Source organism: Enterococcus sp. XAF26B05_ASV22, assembly GCF_056727285.1.
In genome coordinates this window covers 2,050,017-2,063,209 of the sequence record NZ_CM161538.1, presented here as the reverse complement: position 1 = coordinate 2,063,209, position 13,193 = coordinate 2,050,017, and the positions used below count along the sequence as shown (strand labels likewise).

Annotated in this window: 13 protein-coding genes and 1 pseudogene; 13 read left to right on the top strand and 1 reads right to left on the bottom strand. The window is 36.1% G+C overall.

Translation table 11 applies throughout. The features are described 5' to 3' along the window. Nucleotides 1-25 precede the first annotated feature (25 nt). From AC1PU0_RS10275 to AC1PU0_RS10250, 6 genes and pseudogenes are all read left to right on the top strand, one after another. Nucleotides 26-685 carry a YutD family protein gene (locus AC1PU0_RS10275; RefSeq protein WP_206835116.1) on the top strand — a complete coding sequence of 220 codons (660 nt, stop codon included), beginning with the start codon at nucleotides 26-28 and terminating at the stop codon, nucleotides 683-685. A 6-nt stretch (nucleotides 686-691) separates the two neighbouring features. Then, on the top strand, nucleotides 692-1,462 hold the full coding sequence (locus AC1PU0_RS10270; RefSeq protein WP_111247480.1) for a TIGR01457 family HAD-type hydrolase: 771 nt from the start codon (nucleotides 692-694) through the stop codon (nucleotides 1,460-1,462). 1 nt (nucleotide 1,463) lies between these two features. Beyond that, nucleotides 1,464-2,111, top strand: coding sequence for a TIGR01906 family membrane protein (locus AC1PU0_RS10265; protein WP_340689579.1), 648 nt, complete (start codon nucleotides 1,464-1,466; stop codon nucleotides 2,109-2,111). A 440-nt stretch (nucleotides 2,112-2,551) separates the two neighbouring features. Continuing rightward, nucleotides 2,552-3,121 (top strand): DUF1836 domain-containing protein, encoded by a 570-nt coding sequence (locus AC1PU0_RS10260; protein WP_069654390.1) that lies wholly within the window; start codon nucleotides 2,552-2,554, stop codon nucleotides 3,119-3,121. Beyond that, nucleotides 3,114-3,971 carry a DegV family protein gene (locus tag AC1PU0_RS10255; protein WP_069654391.1) on the top strand — a complete coding sequence of 286 codons (858 nt, stop codon included), beginning with the start codon at nucleotides 3,114-3,116 and terminating at the stop codon, nucleotides 3,969-3,971. The genes AC1PU0_RS10260 and AC1PU0_RS10255 overlap by 8 nt, the downstream gene beginning before the upstream one ends. 145 nt (nucleotides 3,972-4,116) lie before the next feature. Continuing rightward, nucleotides 4,117-4,212: pseudogene (locus AC1PU0_RS10250) on the top strand (aquaporin); the annotation flags it as partial. A 63-nt stretch (nucleotides 4,213-4,275) separates the two neighbouring features. Here the strand turns inward: AC1PU0_RS10250 and AC1PU0_RS10245 are convergent. After that, a complete protein-coding gene (locus AC1PU0_RS10245; protein WP_206835105.1) occupies nucleotides 4,276-5,235 on the bottom strand; it encodes a S66 family peptidase in 960 nt (319 codons plus the stop codon). Between the two features lie 184 nt (nucleotides 5,236-5,419). Here AC1PU0_RS10245 and yycF point away from each other — a divergent pair, with 184 nt between their 5' ends. From yycF to AC1PU0_RS10210, 7 genes are all read left to right on the top strand, one after another. Then, nucleotides 5,420-6,124, top strand: coding sequence for a response regulator YycF (gene yycF, locus AC1PU0_RS10240; protein WP_010764627.1), 705 nt, complete (start codon nucleotides 5,420-5,422; stop codon nucleotides 6,122-6,124). A 6-nt stretch (nucleotides 6,125-6,130) separates the two neighbouring features. After that, nucleotides 6,131-7,960 carry a cell wall metabolism sensor histidine kinase WalK gene (gene walK, locus AC1PU0_RS10235; RefSeq protein ID WP_111247476.1) on the top strand — a complete coding sequence of 610 codons (1,830 nt, stop codon included), beginning with the start codon at nucleotides 6,131-6,133 and terminating at the stop codon, nucleotides 7,958-7,960. After that, nucleotides 7,957-9,264, top strand: coding sequence for a YycH family regulatory protein (locus AC1PU0_RS10230; RefSeq protein WP_111247475.1), 1,308 nt, complete (start codon nucleotides 7,957-7,959; stop codon nucleotides 9,262-9,264). The genes walK and AC1PU0_RS10230 overlap by 4 nt, the downstream gene beginning before the upstream one ends. After that, nucleotides 9,264-10,145: a two-component system regulatory protein YycI gene (locus AC1PU0_RS10225; RefSeq protein WP_069654430.1), complete on the top strand. Its 882-nt coding sequence runs from the start codon at nucleotides 9,264-9,266 to the stop codon at nucleotides 10,143-10,145. The genes AC1PU0_RS10230 and AC1PU0_RS10225 overlap by 1 nt, the downstream gene beginning before the upstream one ends. A 52-nt stretch (nucleotides 10,146-10,197) precedes the next feature. Then, nucleotides 10,198-11,004 (top strand): MBL fold metallo-hydrolase, encoded by an 807-nt coding sequence (locus tag AC1PU0_RS10220; RefSeq protein WP_111247474.1) that lies wholly within the window; start codon nucleotides 10,198-10,200, stop codon nucleotides 11,002-11,004. A 265-nt stretch (nucleotides 11,005-11,269) separates the two neighbouring features. Beyond that, nucleotides 11,270-12,175, top strand: coding sequence for a permease (locus AC1PU0_RS10215; protein WP_206849560.1), 906 nt, complete (start codon nucleotides 11,270-11,272; stop codon nucleotides 12,173-12,175). 14 nt (nucleotides 12,176-12,189) lie between these two features. After that, nucleotides 12,190-13,035 (top strand): TIGR03943 family putative permease subunit, encoded by an 846-nt coding sequence (locus AC1PU0_RS10210; RefSeq protein ID WP_206849558.1) that lies wholly within the window; start codon nucleotides 12,190-12,192, stop codon nucleotides 13,033-13,035. Nucleotides 13,036-13,193: the final 158 nt, after the last annotated feature.

Below are 13,193 nucleotides of genomic sequence, written 5' to 3'. Positions count from 1 at the left end.
ATAATAAAATCTAGGCGGTGAAAAAATGACAGAAAAAGTAAAAAAACCTTACAAATCAACGAAACCAGTTAAACATAAAGAAGAACCAACAGCGACATTAACAGAAGAAATCACGGCTGTCCTTGAAGAAATAAAAGAAGAACCTGTCAAAGAAAAGAAAAAAGGCGAAATCGTAACACTCGCTGACGAGAATCATGTAATGATTGGGACTCGTGAATATCTTTTAGTGAAAAATCATCGGGAAGCCTTTGATGCAGAAAGACTAGGAGAACGTTTTAGTGATGTTCTTTCGAAATATGATTATATTGTTGGGGACTGGGGCTACGATCAACTACGTTTGAAAGGGTTTTTCAACGAATCGAATCGTAAAGCGGCACCAGAGCAGAGAATCGATACACTAGAAGATTATCTATACGAGTATTGTAATTTTGGCTGTGCTTATTTTGTGATCGAAAGAATTGGTGGAAAACGTGAAAAACAACAGACACGTCGCAAGAAACCAACTAAAAAAACAATGAATCAAAATCAGGCACATACAGAAGAAAAACGTGTACCTGTGACTAATAAAACGAAACCTGTGATTAAAAATCGCAAAGAAAATGAACCCAAAAAAGCAGTCATTGGAAAGAAAGATATGGCCGCCAATAAGGGACGTTCATTTACTATTCGTCAACGTGAGGAGTAAACATTCGTGAAAAATCATTATAAAGGCTATTTAATTGATTTGGATGGTACGATTTATTTAGGCAAAGAAGTTATTCCTGCTGGAAAACGTTTTGTTGAGCGTTTGCAAGAATTAAAACGGCCATTTCTTTTTGTCACTAATAATACGACAAAAACACCTGAGGCTGTCGCAGATCGATTAGCTAAGGAGTTTGATATTCATGTATCAGCAAAGACCGTTTATACAGCAAGCCTTGCGACAATCGATTATATGAAAGAACAAAGAAAAGGAAACCGAGTATACGTAATCGGAGAATCTGGTCTTACTGAGTTGATTTTATCAGCTGGTTTTGAGTGGGATGAAGAAAAACCGGATTATGTTGTTGTAGGTTTAGATACAGATATAAAGTATGAAAAACTTGCTACGGCAACCCTTTGTATCAGAAATGGCGCTACGTTTATTGGGACAAATCCAGACAAAAGTATTCCGACGGAGCGAGGATTATTACCTGGTGCGGGTTCATTTATATCGTTAATTCAAACAGCAACACAGGCGGATCCAATCATGATCGGCAAGCCCAATGCGATTATTATGAATGAAGCGCTAAAGGTGATGAAAATGAATAAAGAAGATGTCATTATGGTTGGCGATAATTATGAAACAGATAGTCAATCTGGTCTTCAAAATGGGATTGATAGCTTACTTGTGTTATCTGGCTTTACGGCGAAATCAGTAGTTTCAAGTTTACCTGAACAGCCTACATATGTAGTGGATTCTCTGGATGAATGGACGTTTTGATATGAAAGAAAAAAATTGGATTTGGTTTGAACGCGCTGGGATTGCGTGTTTGATTTTAACCATTGTCTCTTTAAGCATTACGATTACGATTAATTTCCGTCTGTTATATGTTTTTGAGATTGATTCATTAAAAATTTTAGACTACGTGGATATGGATAAGCCGACATTGCTGAAAAATTTTGACCAGTTGATGGCCTATTTAAATAACCCATTTATTGACACGCTAAAATTATCCGATTTTCCATCCTCAAAAAGTGGTGCGTTTCATTTTTATGAAGTAAAGCGTCTTTTCTTACTCTGTTATGGAGTATTACTCGTAACACTTATTCCAAGTGTTATCTTCGTTTTTCGTCTTATCAAGTCAAAACGAGTGTGGCGTTTGATTCGCCCATTTCAATGGGGAATGATCATTCCAGCATTTTTTGGTGTATTAATGGCAATCGGATTTGATCAATTTTTTGTGGCGTTTCATGGTGTATTTTTTAATAATGATGACTGGTTGTTTGATCCGGCTACTGACCCCATCATTAATGTTTTGCCAGAACAATATTTTATGCATTGTTTTATTTTGTTTTTTGTTTTGCTAGAGTTATTCTTTTTTATTGGAATTATTTTAGGAAAGAGAGAGCTAAAAAATATATCTAAATAATTTTCATCTCTGGTAGAAAACTTAAAGAGTTTCTATCAGGGATTTTTTTATTGTGAAGATATTTTTAGCTGAGAATAAGATTGGGTTCTTATTACATAATGGTTCAGGATTGACATTTTAAACAGGTGCCTGATTTATAAATGAACTTTATGGAGAAATCTAGTATGGAAAAACAAACATTGATGAACAGTCTCAAAGTTTACAATCAATGATGCAAAGATAGTTTATAAAGTGTCGTAGAGAACATCGCCTTTGTGACAATCCACATGGTGGGTAAGGAAGAGTGTTGAATCTGTTAAAACATCTAACTACTGGGTTTCACTTCGGACATCCTAGTAGTTCACTCTCTTTTTTATTATTTTCAATCTAGTTTTAGAAACCAGATTGAATGTTTATGAAAAAAATGTTAAACTATTACAGTAAGTAGGAGGAGGGATCTTGTGAATGAATTAAAATCCTCTTTGGAAATTTGGGGACAAGAGTTGGTAAATGTCCACTTGCCACGATGGCATGAACTACCTGAGTTAGAGTTATATATGGATCAAGTGATCACGCTTGTTGAACGATACTTATCACCAGTGATTTTAAAAGAAAAGCACACGTTACTAACGTCATCGATGGTCAATAATTATGTAAAATTAGGATTGATTCCAGCACCTCATAAAAAACGGTATAACCAAAAGCATTTGGCGTTCTTAATAGCTATTACGCTATTAAAGCAAGTTTTAACCATACCCGAAATCAAACAAGGCATTCTTTACCAAGGAGCAGCGGTTGGGATTCGCGAAGCATATAATCTTTTTTGCGATGAACAAGAAGCAGCTATAGCAGTGGTTGTTGCTCAAGCACTAGGAACAGAGCCAGTCGCAGCATTTGATCAACCTATACCAGTAGAATTTTTAATTGTAAAAGGTGCGACGTTATCATTTGCCACTAAATTATTTACTGAAAAGGCCATTGAATTAGCACAAACAAACTCAAAAGAAGATGGAGAAAAATTAGATGAATAAAGGAAAAATTGCATTATTAGTAGATTCAGGGACGGATGTACCTAAGGAGTTAATCGATCAGTATGGGATGTATATGATTCCATTGCAAATTATTTATAAAGATCGTATCTATACCGATAAGGTAGATATCACGCCAGAAGAAGTTTACGAGCGATTATCTGTAGAAATTCCGAGCACTTCATTACCAGATGGTGAAACAATCACGAAAATTTTCGAAAAAATCAAAGCAGATGGGTATGAAAAAGTATTGGCTGTTACAATTTCCAGTGGATTGAGTGGGACGTTTAATGTGATTCGTTTGATTGCAGAGGAATTTGAAGGGGTGGAAACGTTTGTTTTAGATACAAAAAATATTGGCATAGGTAGTGGTCTTCAAGCAATCGAAGCCGCTAAATTAATTGAGGCTGATCGTTCATGGGACGAAATCAAGACAGAATTAACGAGTAATGTTGCAAAAGCGAAAGTCTTTTTCAATGTTGCAACTTTAGAGTACTTGCAAAAAGGTGGACGCATTGGTTTGGTTGCCTCAATTTTAGGGAATGCGTTAAAACTAAATCCAATTATTTCGTGTAACGGAGAAGGCGTATACCACACCGTTGCTAAAGCTCGTGGGAGAAAAAAAAGCTTGGATAAAACCTTTGAGTTGGTAAAAGCATTTGTTGGTGACCATAAGAAATTTGTCTTAGCTGTTGCTCAAGGACAAGCCGTAGAAGAGGCAGAAACCTTTTACGAAAAGCTTAAAGAGCAGTTTCCGCAAGCGGAAAAGATTTATTTCGGTACGATTAGTCCAGCTTTAGTTGTACATACTGGACCCGGGCTTTTAGGAATTGGAATCCAATTATTAGATTAAGATTTAATACCAACAAGAGAGCATGTAGTAGATGCTCTCTCGTTGGTATTTTTTTATCAAGAACCCTTAAGAGGGTACTTTTTGGTTGTCATCTTACTTTTATTGTGATACTCGGTTTTGAAACAACAGAAGAATGAGGGGGATTAAAAAAGCAATGAAAAAACTTGTAGGAATCGTGATTGGTTTGACTTTAACAATGATTCATTTATTAGGTATTTCGTTAACTGTTATATTAGTAAACTAAGCGAGAAGCATAGGTCTAACAATTTTTGCTGGAAGCGAAGTATTGTCCGAATAGAGTTTTTTAGAAAAAAGTAATTTGTTTCTGTGACGTATCAACTGATGCTTGATCTCCAATTGGAATCGTAAAAATAGGTTGAGTATGGCCAAAATTCATGTCATAAATCACAGGAATTTCTCGTAATAGAGGATATTTTGATAAAATTGCTAAAAGTCGTTCTTCTGTCATTTTTGTTTGTTTAGGGAAACGACCGATTAGTAATGCTTGTGGATGCTTTACTATTTGAAGTAGAGCAGCCAAACCACGAGCAAAATCATGATAATCGTCTTCCTCTGCATTTTCGATAAATAAAATAGAACGTTCTAAATTTGGTTGAAAAGACGTACCAAATAGCAACTGAAAGGTATTTAAATGACCACCATAACAAGTCCCAGTGACAGGTTCAGCAGGATTGTAAACTTTCCAATTATTCGCAAATACTCTTCGTTTTGGATTGGGTAAGTACCATTCGTCTTGGCTCCATGTTTCAGAAGCAGACACAACAAACGCTTTTTCATCCGTCGTGGCATGTAAAAAAGTTTCGGTTTGATATTCTTGTAATTCATCCATTTGGAAACTAGAAAAATGTGGACCAACGTATGTCAGTAACTCTGTCTTAGCCGTAATGGCATTACACAAAGCTGTGATATCGCTATAACCGCAAAATACTTTTGGATGACGTTTGATCAAGTCAAAATCAAGGTAAGGCAGTAATTCATTACTATTGAAACCGCCGATTGCTGTTAAAATTCCTTTGACATTTTCATCCGCAAATGCGGCATGCAGATCTTTGACTCTGCTCATAATTGAAGAAGAGCCAAGAATATCGTGTTCAGTCGCATGTTCAGAAAATGTAACGTTAAATCCTAAAGCGGTCAATTTTTTTTCAGCGGATTTAATAGTCAATTCCGTCAAACTAAACAGACTACCTGCTGGTGCAATAACGCGGATTTCATCACCTGGTTGTAATCGTGGTGCTTTCATTTTTATCGCTTCCTTCTAAAACCGTATGTCTAATTATAGGCAGAAAGCCTTTTTTTTGCAAGATATAGATAGGAAAGAGTAAGGATTTTTACTCAAAGATGAAACAGTGGACAAAATAAGGTATAATAAGAGAGAATATGGTTAGACTACGAAAAGACAAAAGAAAAAAAGAGGTGCCTCTTATATGAAAAAAATATTAGTTGTAGATGATGAAAAGCCGATTTCGGAAATTGTGAAATACAACCTTACTAAAGAAGGATATGAAGTTTTTACAGCTTATGATGGCGAAGAAGCCGTTGAAAAGGTCAAAGAAGTAGAACCTGATTTGATTATCCTAGACTTGATGTTACCGAAAATGGATGGACTTGAAGTAGCGAGGGAAGTTCGTAAAACCTATGACATGCCGATTATTATGGTGACTGCTAAAGATTCTGAGATTGACAAAGTGTTAGGATTGGAATTGGGTGCCGATGATTATGTGACTAAACCATTTTCTAATCGAGAACTTGTAGCACGAGTTAAAGCCAACCTACGCCGTGGTGCAACAAGTGCCAAAGAAGCAGAATCTACTACGCAATCGGAACTTACGATTGGAGACCTAACGATCCATCCAGATGCTTATATGGTATCAAAACGTGGCAGTAAAATCGAACTAACACATCGTGAGTTTGAATTACTTTATTATTTAGCAAAACATATCGGTCAAGTAATGACTCGTGAACATTTACTTCAAACGGTTTGGGGATACGATTATTTCGGAGATGTTCGTACAGTGGATGTAACAGTTCGTCGCCTAAGAGAGAAAATCGAAGACAGTCCAAGTCACCCAACTTATTTAGTTACGCGTCGTGGTGTTGGGTATTATCTACGAAATCCTGAACAGGAGTAGTGATTTATGAAAAAAAAAGTTCACTTCTTTCAATCGGTCAATTTTAAGATTGCATTATCATTTATTCTATTATTATTGATTGCGATTCAAATTATCGGTGGATATTTCATCCGTGAACTGGAATCGACAACGATTAATGATTATAAACAAAATGTTGATCGACAGGTAATCCAATTAGCTAGCACACTTAGTCCAAAATTAGGTGAAAAAGAGCGTGATCGAACAGAGATCGATGCTAATTTGAAAAAAACATTGACTGATTTTTCAGCATCAGAGACGATTGAAGCTCGAGTCGTTGATGACAAAGGAATCGTAAGAGCGACAAGCGATTTAAATCGTCAAGGAATTGTCGGTAAGAAAAATGATTATCGTGACTTGAATGATTTCAGTGCAAAAAAATATTCAGCTATTGATAACGACAAACGCGTATACATTAATGTTCAGCCTATCCAATCCCCGACTGGCGACACAGTCATCGGGGTTCTTTATGTTAAAAGCAATATAGAAGGTAAATACCAAGAGATCACAGATACAGCTCGGATCTTTTTTACTGCGTCACTAATAGCAGGAGCAATTTCAATTATTGTGACGATTTTAATTGCAAGATCAATTACTCAGCCTATCGGTGAAATGAGGGAACAAGCCTTACGAATTGCTAAAGGTGATTATACTGGAAAAGTCCAAGTTTATGGAAAAGATGAATTAGGCCAACTGGCTGAGACATTTAATCAACTTTCTGAACGAATCGAGGAAGCACAAGAAACAATGGAAGCAGAACGAAACCGTTTAGACAGTGTCTTGGCTCATATGACAGACGGAGTTATTGCGACAGATAGACGTGGTAAAGTTATTACAATCAATGAAATGGCACTTTCTTTACTGAATGTAAAAGATGAAGACGTGATTGGCTCTTCTTTATTGGAGCTACTAGACATAGAGACTGATTACACATTACGTAAATTGTTGGAAGAGCCAGAAGAAATTTTGATCGATCGTTCATCTTCCTCTATGGAAGAAGATCAGATGATTATCCGCGTTGATTTTGCAATGATCCGTCGAGAATCTGGTTTTATTACTGGACTCGTTTGTGTACTTCATGACGTAACAGAACAAGAAAAAAATGAACGGGAACGTCGAGAATTCGTGTCGAACGTTTCGCATGAGCTACGCACACCCTTAACAAGTATGCGCAGCTATATTGAAGCCTTAAGCGAAGGCGCTTGGGAGAATCCAGAAGTTGCACCTAATTTTCTAAAAGTGACGCTAGAAGAAACGGATCGAATGATTCGAATGATCAATGATTTATTAAATCTTTCAAGAATGGACTCAGGTAACGGAGAATTACAGTTAGAGTATGTGAATTTTAATGAATTGATCAATTTTGTTTTAGACCGTTTTGATATGATGGTCGAATCGAATGATAAAAATTATACGATTCATCGTGAGTTTACTAAACGCGATTTGTGGGTGGAATTAGATACAGACAAAGTGATTCAGGTCTTGGATAATATTTTAAATAATGCCATCAAATACTCACCTGATGGCGGAGAAATCACATGTCGTCTGCTTGAAACGCATAATAACGTTGTTTTCAGTGTAACCGACCAAGGGTTAGGAATCCCTAAAAAAGATGTCAACAAAGTCTTTGAACGTTTCTATCGTGTAGATAAAGCACGCGCGAGAGAACAAGGCGGAACTGGATTAGGTTTGGCTATTTCAAGAGAAGTAGTGAAAGCACACAATGGTACAATTTGGGTTGAAAGTCAAGAAGGAAAAGGCTCTACCTTTTATATATCCTTGCCTTATGAACCTTATGAGGAGGATTGGTGGGAATGAAATTAACAGAAAAAATTGTGCGAATCGGTTTGATATTTTTGGTGTTGCTGAGTGTCTATTTTTCGGTTAGCATTTGGCTTAGCTCTTCAAAAAAAGAACAACCAATCAAAAATGATCCTCAACCTGCGACAACTGTCGTGAATGAACGAGTAGATACAGATGTATTTTTACCGCTACATTTAATTCGCATGCAGAATGGGAAGTCAGAAATGAATACGAGTGAAAATTTAATCACAAATATTCAAAACGAAATTAAGCATAGTTCATTTGGAAGTTTGGCTCAAACTGTTGCTGGAGATTCTGAACAGTTTGAAAAATATCTATCAATGGAGCAAGGATTTGAATTACTTTATGAAGGAACTTTCTTATTAAGTGAATATATATCTGTCTATAATTTAACTCTTCAATTAACCGATCTCAGTGCGGATCAAATTTATTTTACTTGTATTCAAGTGGATTTAACACAACACAAGATTCGATTTTTAGATTTCAATCGCAAAGATGTTTATGAAGCGCCGATTACGATAGATAACGAAAAAGTGTTAAATTTAATGAATAAAGTTGGCGTACAATATAATCAAATTTCAGAACAGCAGGCAGTTGCAGGAAAACATTATTATTTGTCTGAAGACCAAAAAATGAAAAAATATAGTTATATTTTAGCCTCCCAACCTGTAACAAAATTTAGAAATGCCTTTTTCTCTAACACCGATACTATCCAAACAAATGAAGATAGTAAAGATCTATCCTACACAAGCGGCAGTGAACGATTGACGGTAGACGAAAAACTAGGAACGATTCGTTTCAACGGTGATATAGAAGCCAGGAAGGCTAAAGACAATATTTATTCCGATAGTTTTAAGTATATAAAAAAATTAGGAACAAATATGGGAAATATCCGCTATTTTGATCGGACGGATACAGAGATTAACTATCGTACATTTGTAGAAGGATTTCCAGTTTTTAGTGAAAATGATAAAGGTCAAGTGCGAATCACAATTGGAAATGATAAATCTGAAAAATCAAGTATCGTAATCGAAACAAGTGTTGATACAATTCAAGTACCGATTCCTTCCGAAGAAGAGGTTGTGTTAAAAAGTACTGAAAGCTTATTAGAACAACTAATAATCAATGGAGCGAATCAGGAAAAAATCAACTCAATGATGATTGGCTATACTTGGCACAAAATCGAAGAAATAACGCAAGTGGTCGATCTTACTCCAGAATGGTACATTCGCTACGACAATAAATGGTATTCAGAACGTGAATTGTTGGAAAAACTAGCGAATTTGGAGGTGGAATAATGGACTTCAAACGAATTGAATGGATTTTTTTCCTTGCTTTTTTAGGACTGAACATGTTCCTCTTCGGTATTTATCAAGAAGGTTTAAAAGAAGAAAACAATGTGTCTTTTTCAGATCAGACAGATAGTATTGAAAAGCGATTAGACAAAGATGGGATTACCTACAAAGGAACTTTTTCAGGAGAAAAAAAGGAAGGATATTATTTAAGTGGCGAACAGACAAACTTTTATAATGTTATCCAAGCGGAACGTGAAACAAAAGACCGAAATTTCTTTAAAAACGGAGTGGAATGGACTGATAACACATTAACAGTATATCCTCAGATGAATTATGCTCAAACCAGTTACTTTATTGATGAAAAGAATATTGAAAAATCCTTAGATGCTTTTTTAAATGATAAAAATAGCGTTCTGTATGGTAGTCAGTACCGCTATTTACCTGAATTTTCTACTCTTCAAGGTGAGTTTCCCGAGATTATTGTTTCTCAAAGTTACAAGAGTATTCTTTTTAAGGATGATACAGCTCAAATTTCACTAAAATTGGAGAAATCAGATGAGTCTGACGGATTGCACAAAATTAATAAGTACACGCAAACTCATATCCAAGGAATCGAAGAACTACGTGATAAGATGGATCTATCATCCGAACGTGATGCAATTGAAACTTTGTATATCAATAATAAAATTCCAAGTAATGCTAAAATAACATTTCGAAAGCTCGCGTATACGAGAATTTATAAGATTCGTGAGAAGAATGTATATGTTCCTGTATGGTTCGTCGGCATCAAATCTAGTGGCAGTAATTTGCAGATTGAACAGGTGAATGCCATGAGCAATACCATCATTACAAATAATACTGTACCAAAGGTGGAAAATCAGTAGTGAAGGATGTATAATAAGAAGCTGTAGACCAAAGAAGGGAAGCGAAGAAAAAATGAGTCAGGAAAAAGCTTTTAATATCAGTATACTTGCTAGCGGTAGCACTGGTAATTCCCTTTTTATCGAAACAGAGAAGAAAAAGCTACTTATAGATGCAGGGCTAAGTGGAAAAAAGATTGCATCCTTACTAGCTGAAGTCGATCGTAAACCAGAAGATTTAGATGCTATTTTAGTTACACATGAGCATCGAGATCATATTCATGGGGTAGGAGTTCTTGCTAGAAAATATAAATTAGATGTCTATGCAAATGAAAAAACGTGGGCAGCAATGGATCCGTTGATCGGTAATGTTGCAGTTGAGCAAAAACATATTTTTGATATGGGCAAAGTTTTGACTTTTGGTGATATGGACATCGAGAGTTTTGGTGTTTCTCATGATGCAGCGGCTCCACAGTTTTATCGTTTCTTCAAAAATAATCGTTCTTTTGTAATGCTGACAGATACAGGTTATTGTAGTGATCATATTCGTGGAACAATCAAAGATGCAGATGCATACCTGATTGAAAGTAATCATGAGTTAGAGATTTTACGAATGGGTCCTTATCCTTGGAGTTTAAAACAACGAATTTTAGGAGACAAGGGACACTTGTCTAACGATGATGGAGCATTAACGATGGCAGATGTGATCGGGGCTCATACAAAACGAATTTATCTAGGGCATTTGAGCAAGGAAAATAATACCAAAGAGCATGCTAGGATGGCGATGGAGTCGATTTTAGCTGAAAAAGGTTTAGGTGTAAATGTTGATTTTAATGTTTATGACACAGATCCAGCATCAGCATCAGCATTATTTGCAATTTAAGAGCTAGAGAGAACATGTGAGGAAAAGTTGGTCAGGGTCGATGTGCTCTTGCAAATCACAACATACATGCGTTGTGATTTGCAAGATGCTAAAGATCCGACCTTTTTTGTTATGCAATGAATATATTATAGAAGTTTTAATTAATTTTACCGTGTCTTGAATTTTTGGCGTAGCTGCAGTATAGTTAACTATATTTTGGAATGTTAAAAAAACAGATGCAAAGAATAGAGTTGCGGGCGTTATTTTTAGCACTAGGAGGAATTAGATGTTTCAGTTTTTACCTCATTCAGTTTTGCAAATGGGCACTATTTTTTTATCGATCGTAATCGAAGCGTTACCGTTCGTCATGCTTGGCTGTGTGATATCTGGCGCATTACATGTATTTTTAACACCAGAACGAGTGAAACGAATACTGCCTAAAAATAAATTTTTGTCGATCATTGTGGGTAGTGTATTAGGTTTCTTTTTTCCTTCTTGCGAATGTGGGATCGTCCCGATTGTGCATCAATTTGTAAAAAAAGATGTGCCGACCTATACGGCGTTTGCCTTTATGATCACAGCACCGATCATTAATCCAATCGTTCTTTTTTCAACCTATATCGCTTTTGGCAATTCAGTGAAATTTGTGATTTGGCGGGTACTTGGTAGTATGTTGGTGGCACTTATCGTGGGTGTTTGGTTAGCTTATATCAATAAAGAACCTATTCTACAAGAGACTTCCTTTGATGGGACGTGTGTGATAGAGGAAGAAGAACATCAACAGGATAAAGAATCGTTTTGGCATAAATGTTGGGCTGTTTTGACTCATGGCATTGATGAGTTTTTTGATACAGGACGTTATTTGATTTTCGGTTCATTATTAGCTGCAGCGATGCAAACTTATTTACCGACTGGAGCGATGTTACAATTAGGCCATACCAAACTCTTAGCTATTTTGGTGATGCTGATTTTAGCCGCTACGTTGTCTTTATGTTCTGAGGCGGATGCATTTATTGGCTCATCGTTATTGAGTTTATTCGGTAATGGACCCGTGGTTGGGTTTTTAGTTTTTGGGCCAATGGTAGATATTAAAAATTTACTGATGATGAAACGATACTTCAAGACATCCTTTATGTTAAAATTTGTCGGCATTGTAACAGTAGTTGTTAGTCTTTATGCACTTGCAATCTAAGGAGGGAAGAATAGATGATTCGATTTTTGATTTTAATTGGCTATACGATGTTGATGCTGTTTTTACAAGTATCGGGTAGATTAAACCAATATATAAATGTTCATTACCGCTACTTAGCTATTTTATCGATGCTACTTTCTTTCGTTTTGGCAATGGTTCAGTTGATTCTTTGGAATAAAGAAGCGGACAAAAAAACAGAACATCACCACCATCATGAAGACTGTCATGACCATGGCCTAAATAAACCCTATCAAAAAGGGATCGCTTATGTTTTACTAGCGTTTCCTTTAGTTGTCGGTTTTATGTTCCCAACGGTTAGTCTAGATACGTCAATCGTTGAAGCGAAAGGGTTCAATTTTCCGTTGAGTAAAGAATCTGTCGGTGATCCTGATGTTCAAACGCAATATTTAAAACCAGACACCAGCATCTATTTCGATAAAACAGATTATAATAAACAGATGGAAAAGGCTCTAACACACTACATCAAAGATGATAAAGTGACGGTTACAGAAGAAAATTATTTAGAAGTGATGGAACTGATTTATAATTATCCGAGTGAGTTTATCGGAAAAACGATTACGTATAAGGGGTTTGCGTTTAATTCCTCACAAAACGAGGAGGCCAATATATTTGTTTTCCGATTTGGCATTATTCACTGTGTGGCTGATTCCGGAGTATTTGGTTTGTTGACTCATATGCCAGAAGGACAGACTTTTAAAAACAATGACTGGGTAGAAGTGACAGGAACGATTCATTCTGGTTATTATGCACCATTTAAACGAGAGGTTCCGATGGTGGATGTCACGAAGGTCAAACATGTTGAAGAACCGAAGAACCAATATGTCTATCGCTCTTTTTAAAAAGAGTTGGGACAGAATTTTAATCCTAGAGCGAAGTAGGTACTGTGTAACATCAATTTGTTCCTTGTTGTGCTTTAGCACTTAGAATTTGATGTGATCGAAACAAAGCGTATAGTTGCTTCTGCTACCACTTTTTATTCCGATTCCATAAGGCTGAG

Coding starts and splice junctions, on each gene's coding strand:
- AC1PU0_RS10245 (WP_206835105.1), bottom strand. CDS start 5,235: ATGAAAGCACCACGATTACAACCAGGTGATGAAATCCGCGTTATTGCA.
- AC1PU0_RS10255 (WP_069654391.1), top strand. CDS start 3,114: ATGAATAAAGGAAAAATTGCATTATTAGTAGATTCAGGGACGGATGTA.
- yycF (WP_010764627.1), top strand. CDS start 5,420: ATGAAAAAAATATTAGTTGTAGATGATGAAAAGCCGATTTCGGAAATT.
- AC1PU0_RS10230 (WP_111247475.1), top strand. CDS start 7,957: ATGAAATTAACAGAAAAAATTGTGCGAATCGGTTTGATATTTTTGGTG.
- AC1PU0_RS10210 (WP_206849558.1), top strand. CDS start 12,190: ATGATTCGATTTTTGATTTTAATTGGCTATACGATGTTGATGCTGTTT.
- AC1PU0_RS10215 (WP_206849560.1), top strand. CDS start 11,270: ATGTTTCAGTTTTTACCTCATTCAGTTTTGCAAATGGGCACTATTTTT.
- AC1PU0_RS10220 (WP_111247474.1), top strand. CDS start 10,198: ATGAGTCAGGAAAAAGCTTTTAATATCAGTATACTTGCTAGCGGTAGC.
- AC1PU0_RS10265 (WP_340689579.1), top strand. CDS start 1,464: ATGAAAGAAAAAAATTGGATTTGGTTTGAACGCGCTGGGATTGCGTGT.
- AC1PU0_RS10225 (WP_069654430.1), top strand. CDS start 9,264: ATGGACTTCAAACGAATTGAATGGATTTTTTTCCTTGCTTTTTTAGGA.
- AC1PU0_RS10275 (WP_206835116.1), top strand. CDS start 26: ATGACAGAAAAAGTAAAAAAACCTTACAAATCAACGAAACCAGTTAAA.
- walK (WP_111247476.1), top strand. CDS start 6,131: ATGAAAAAAAAAGTTCACTTCTTTCAATCGGTCAATTTTAAGATTGCA.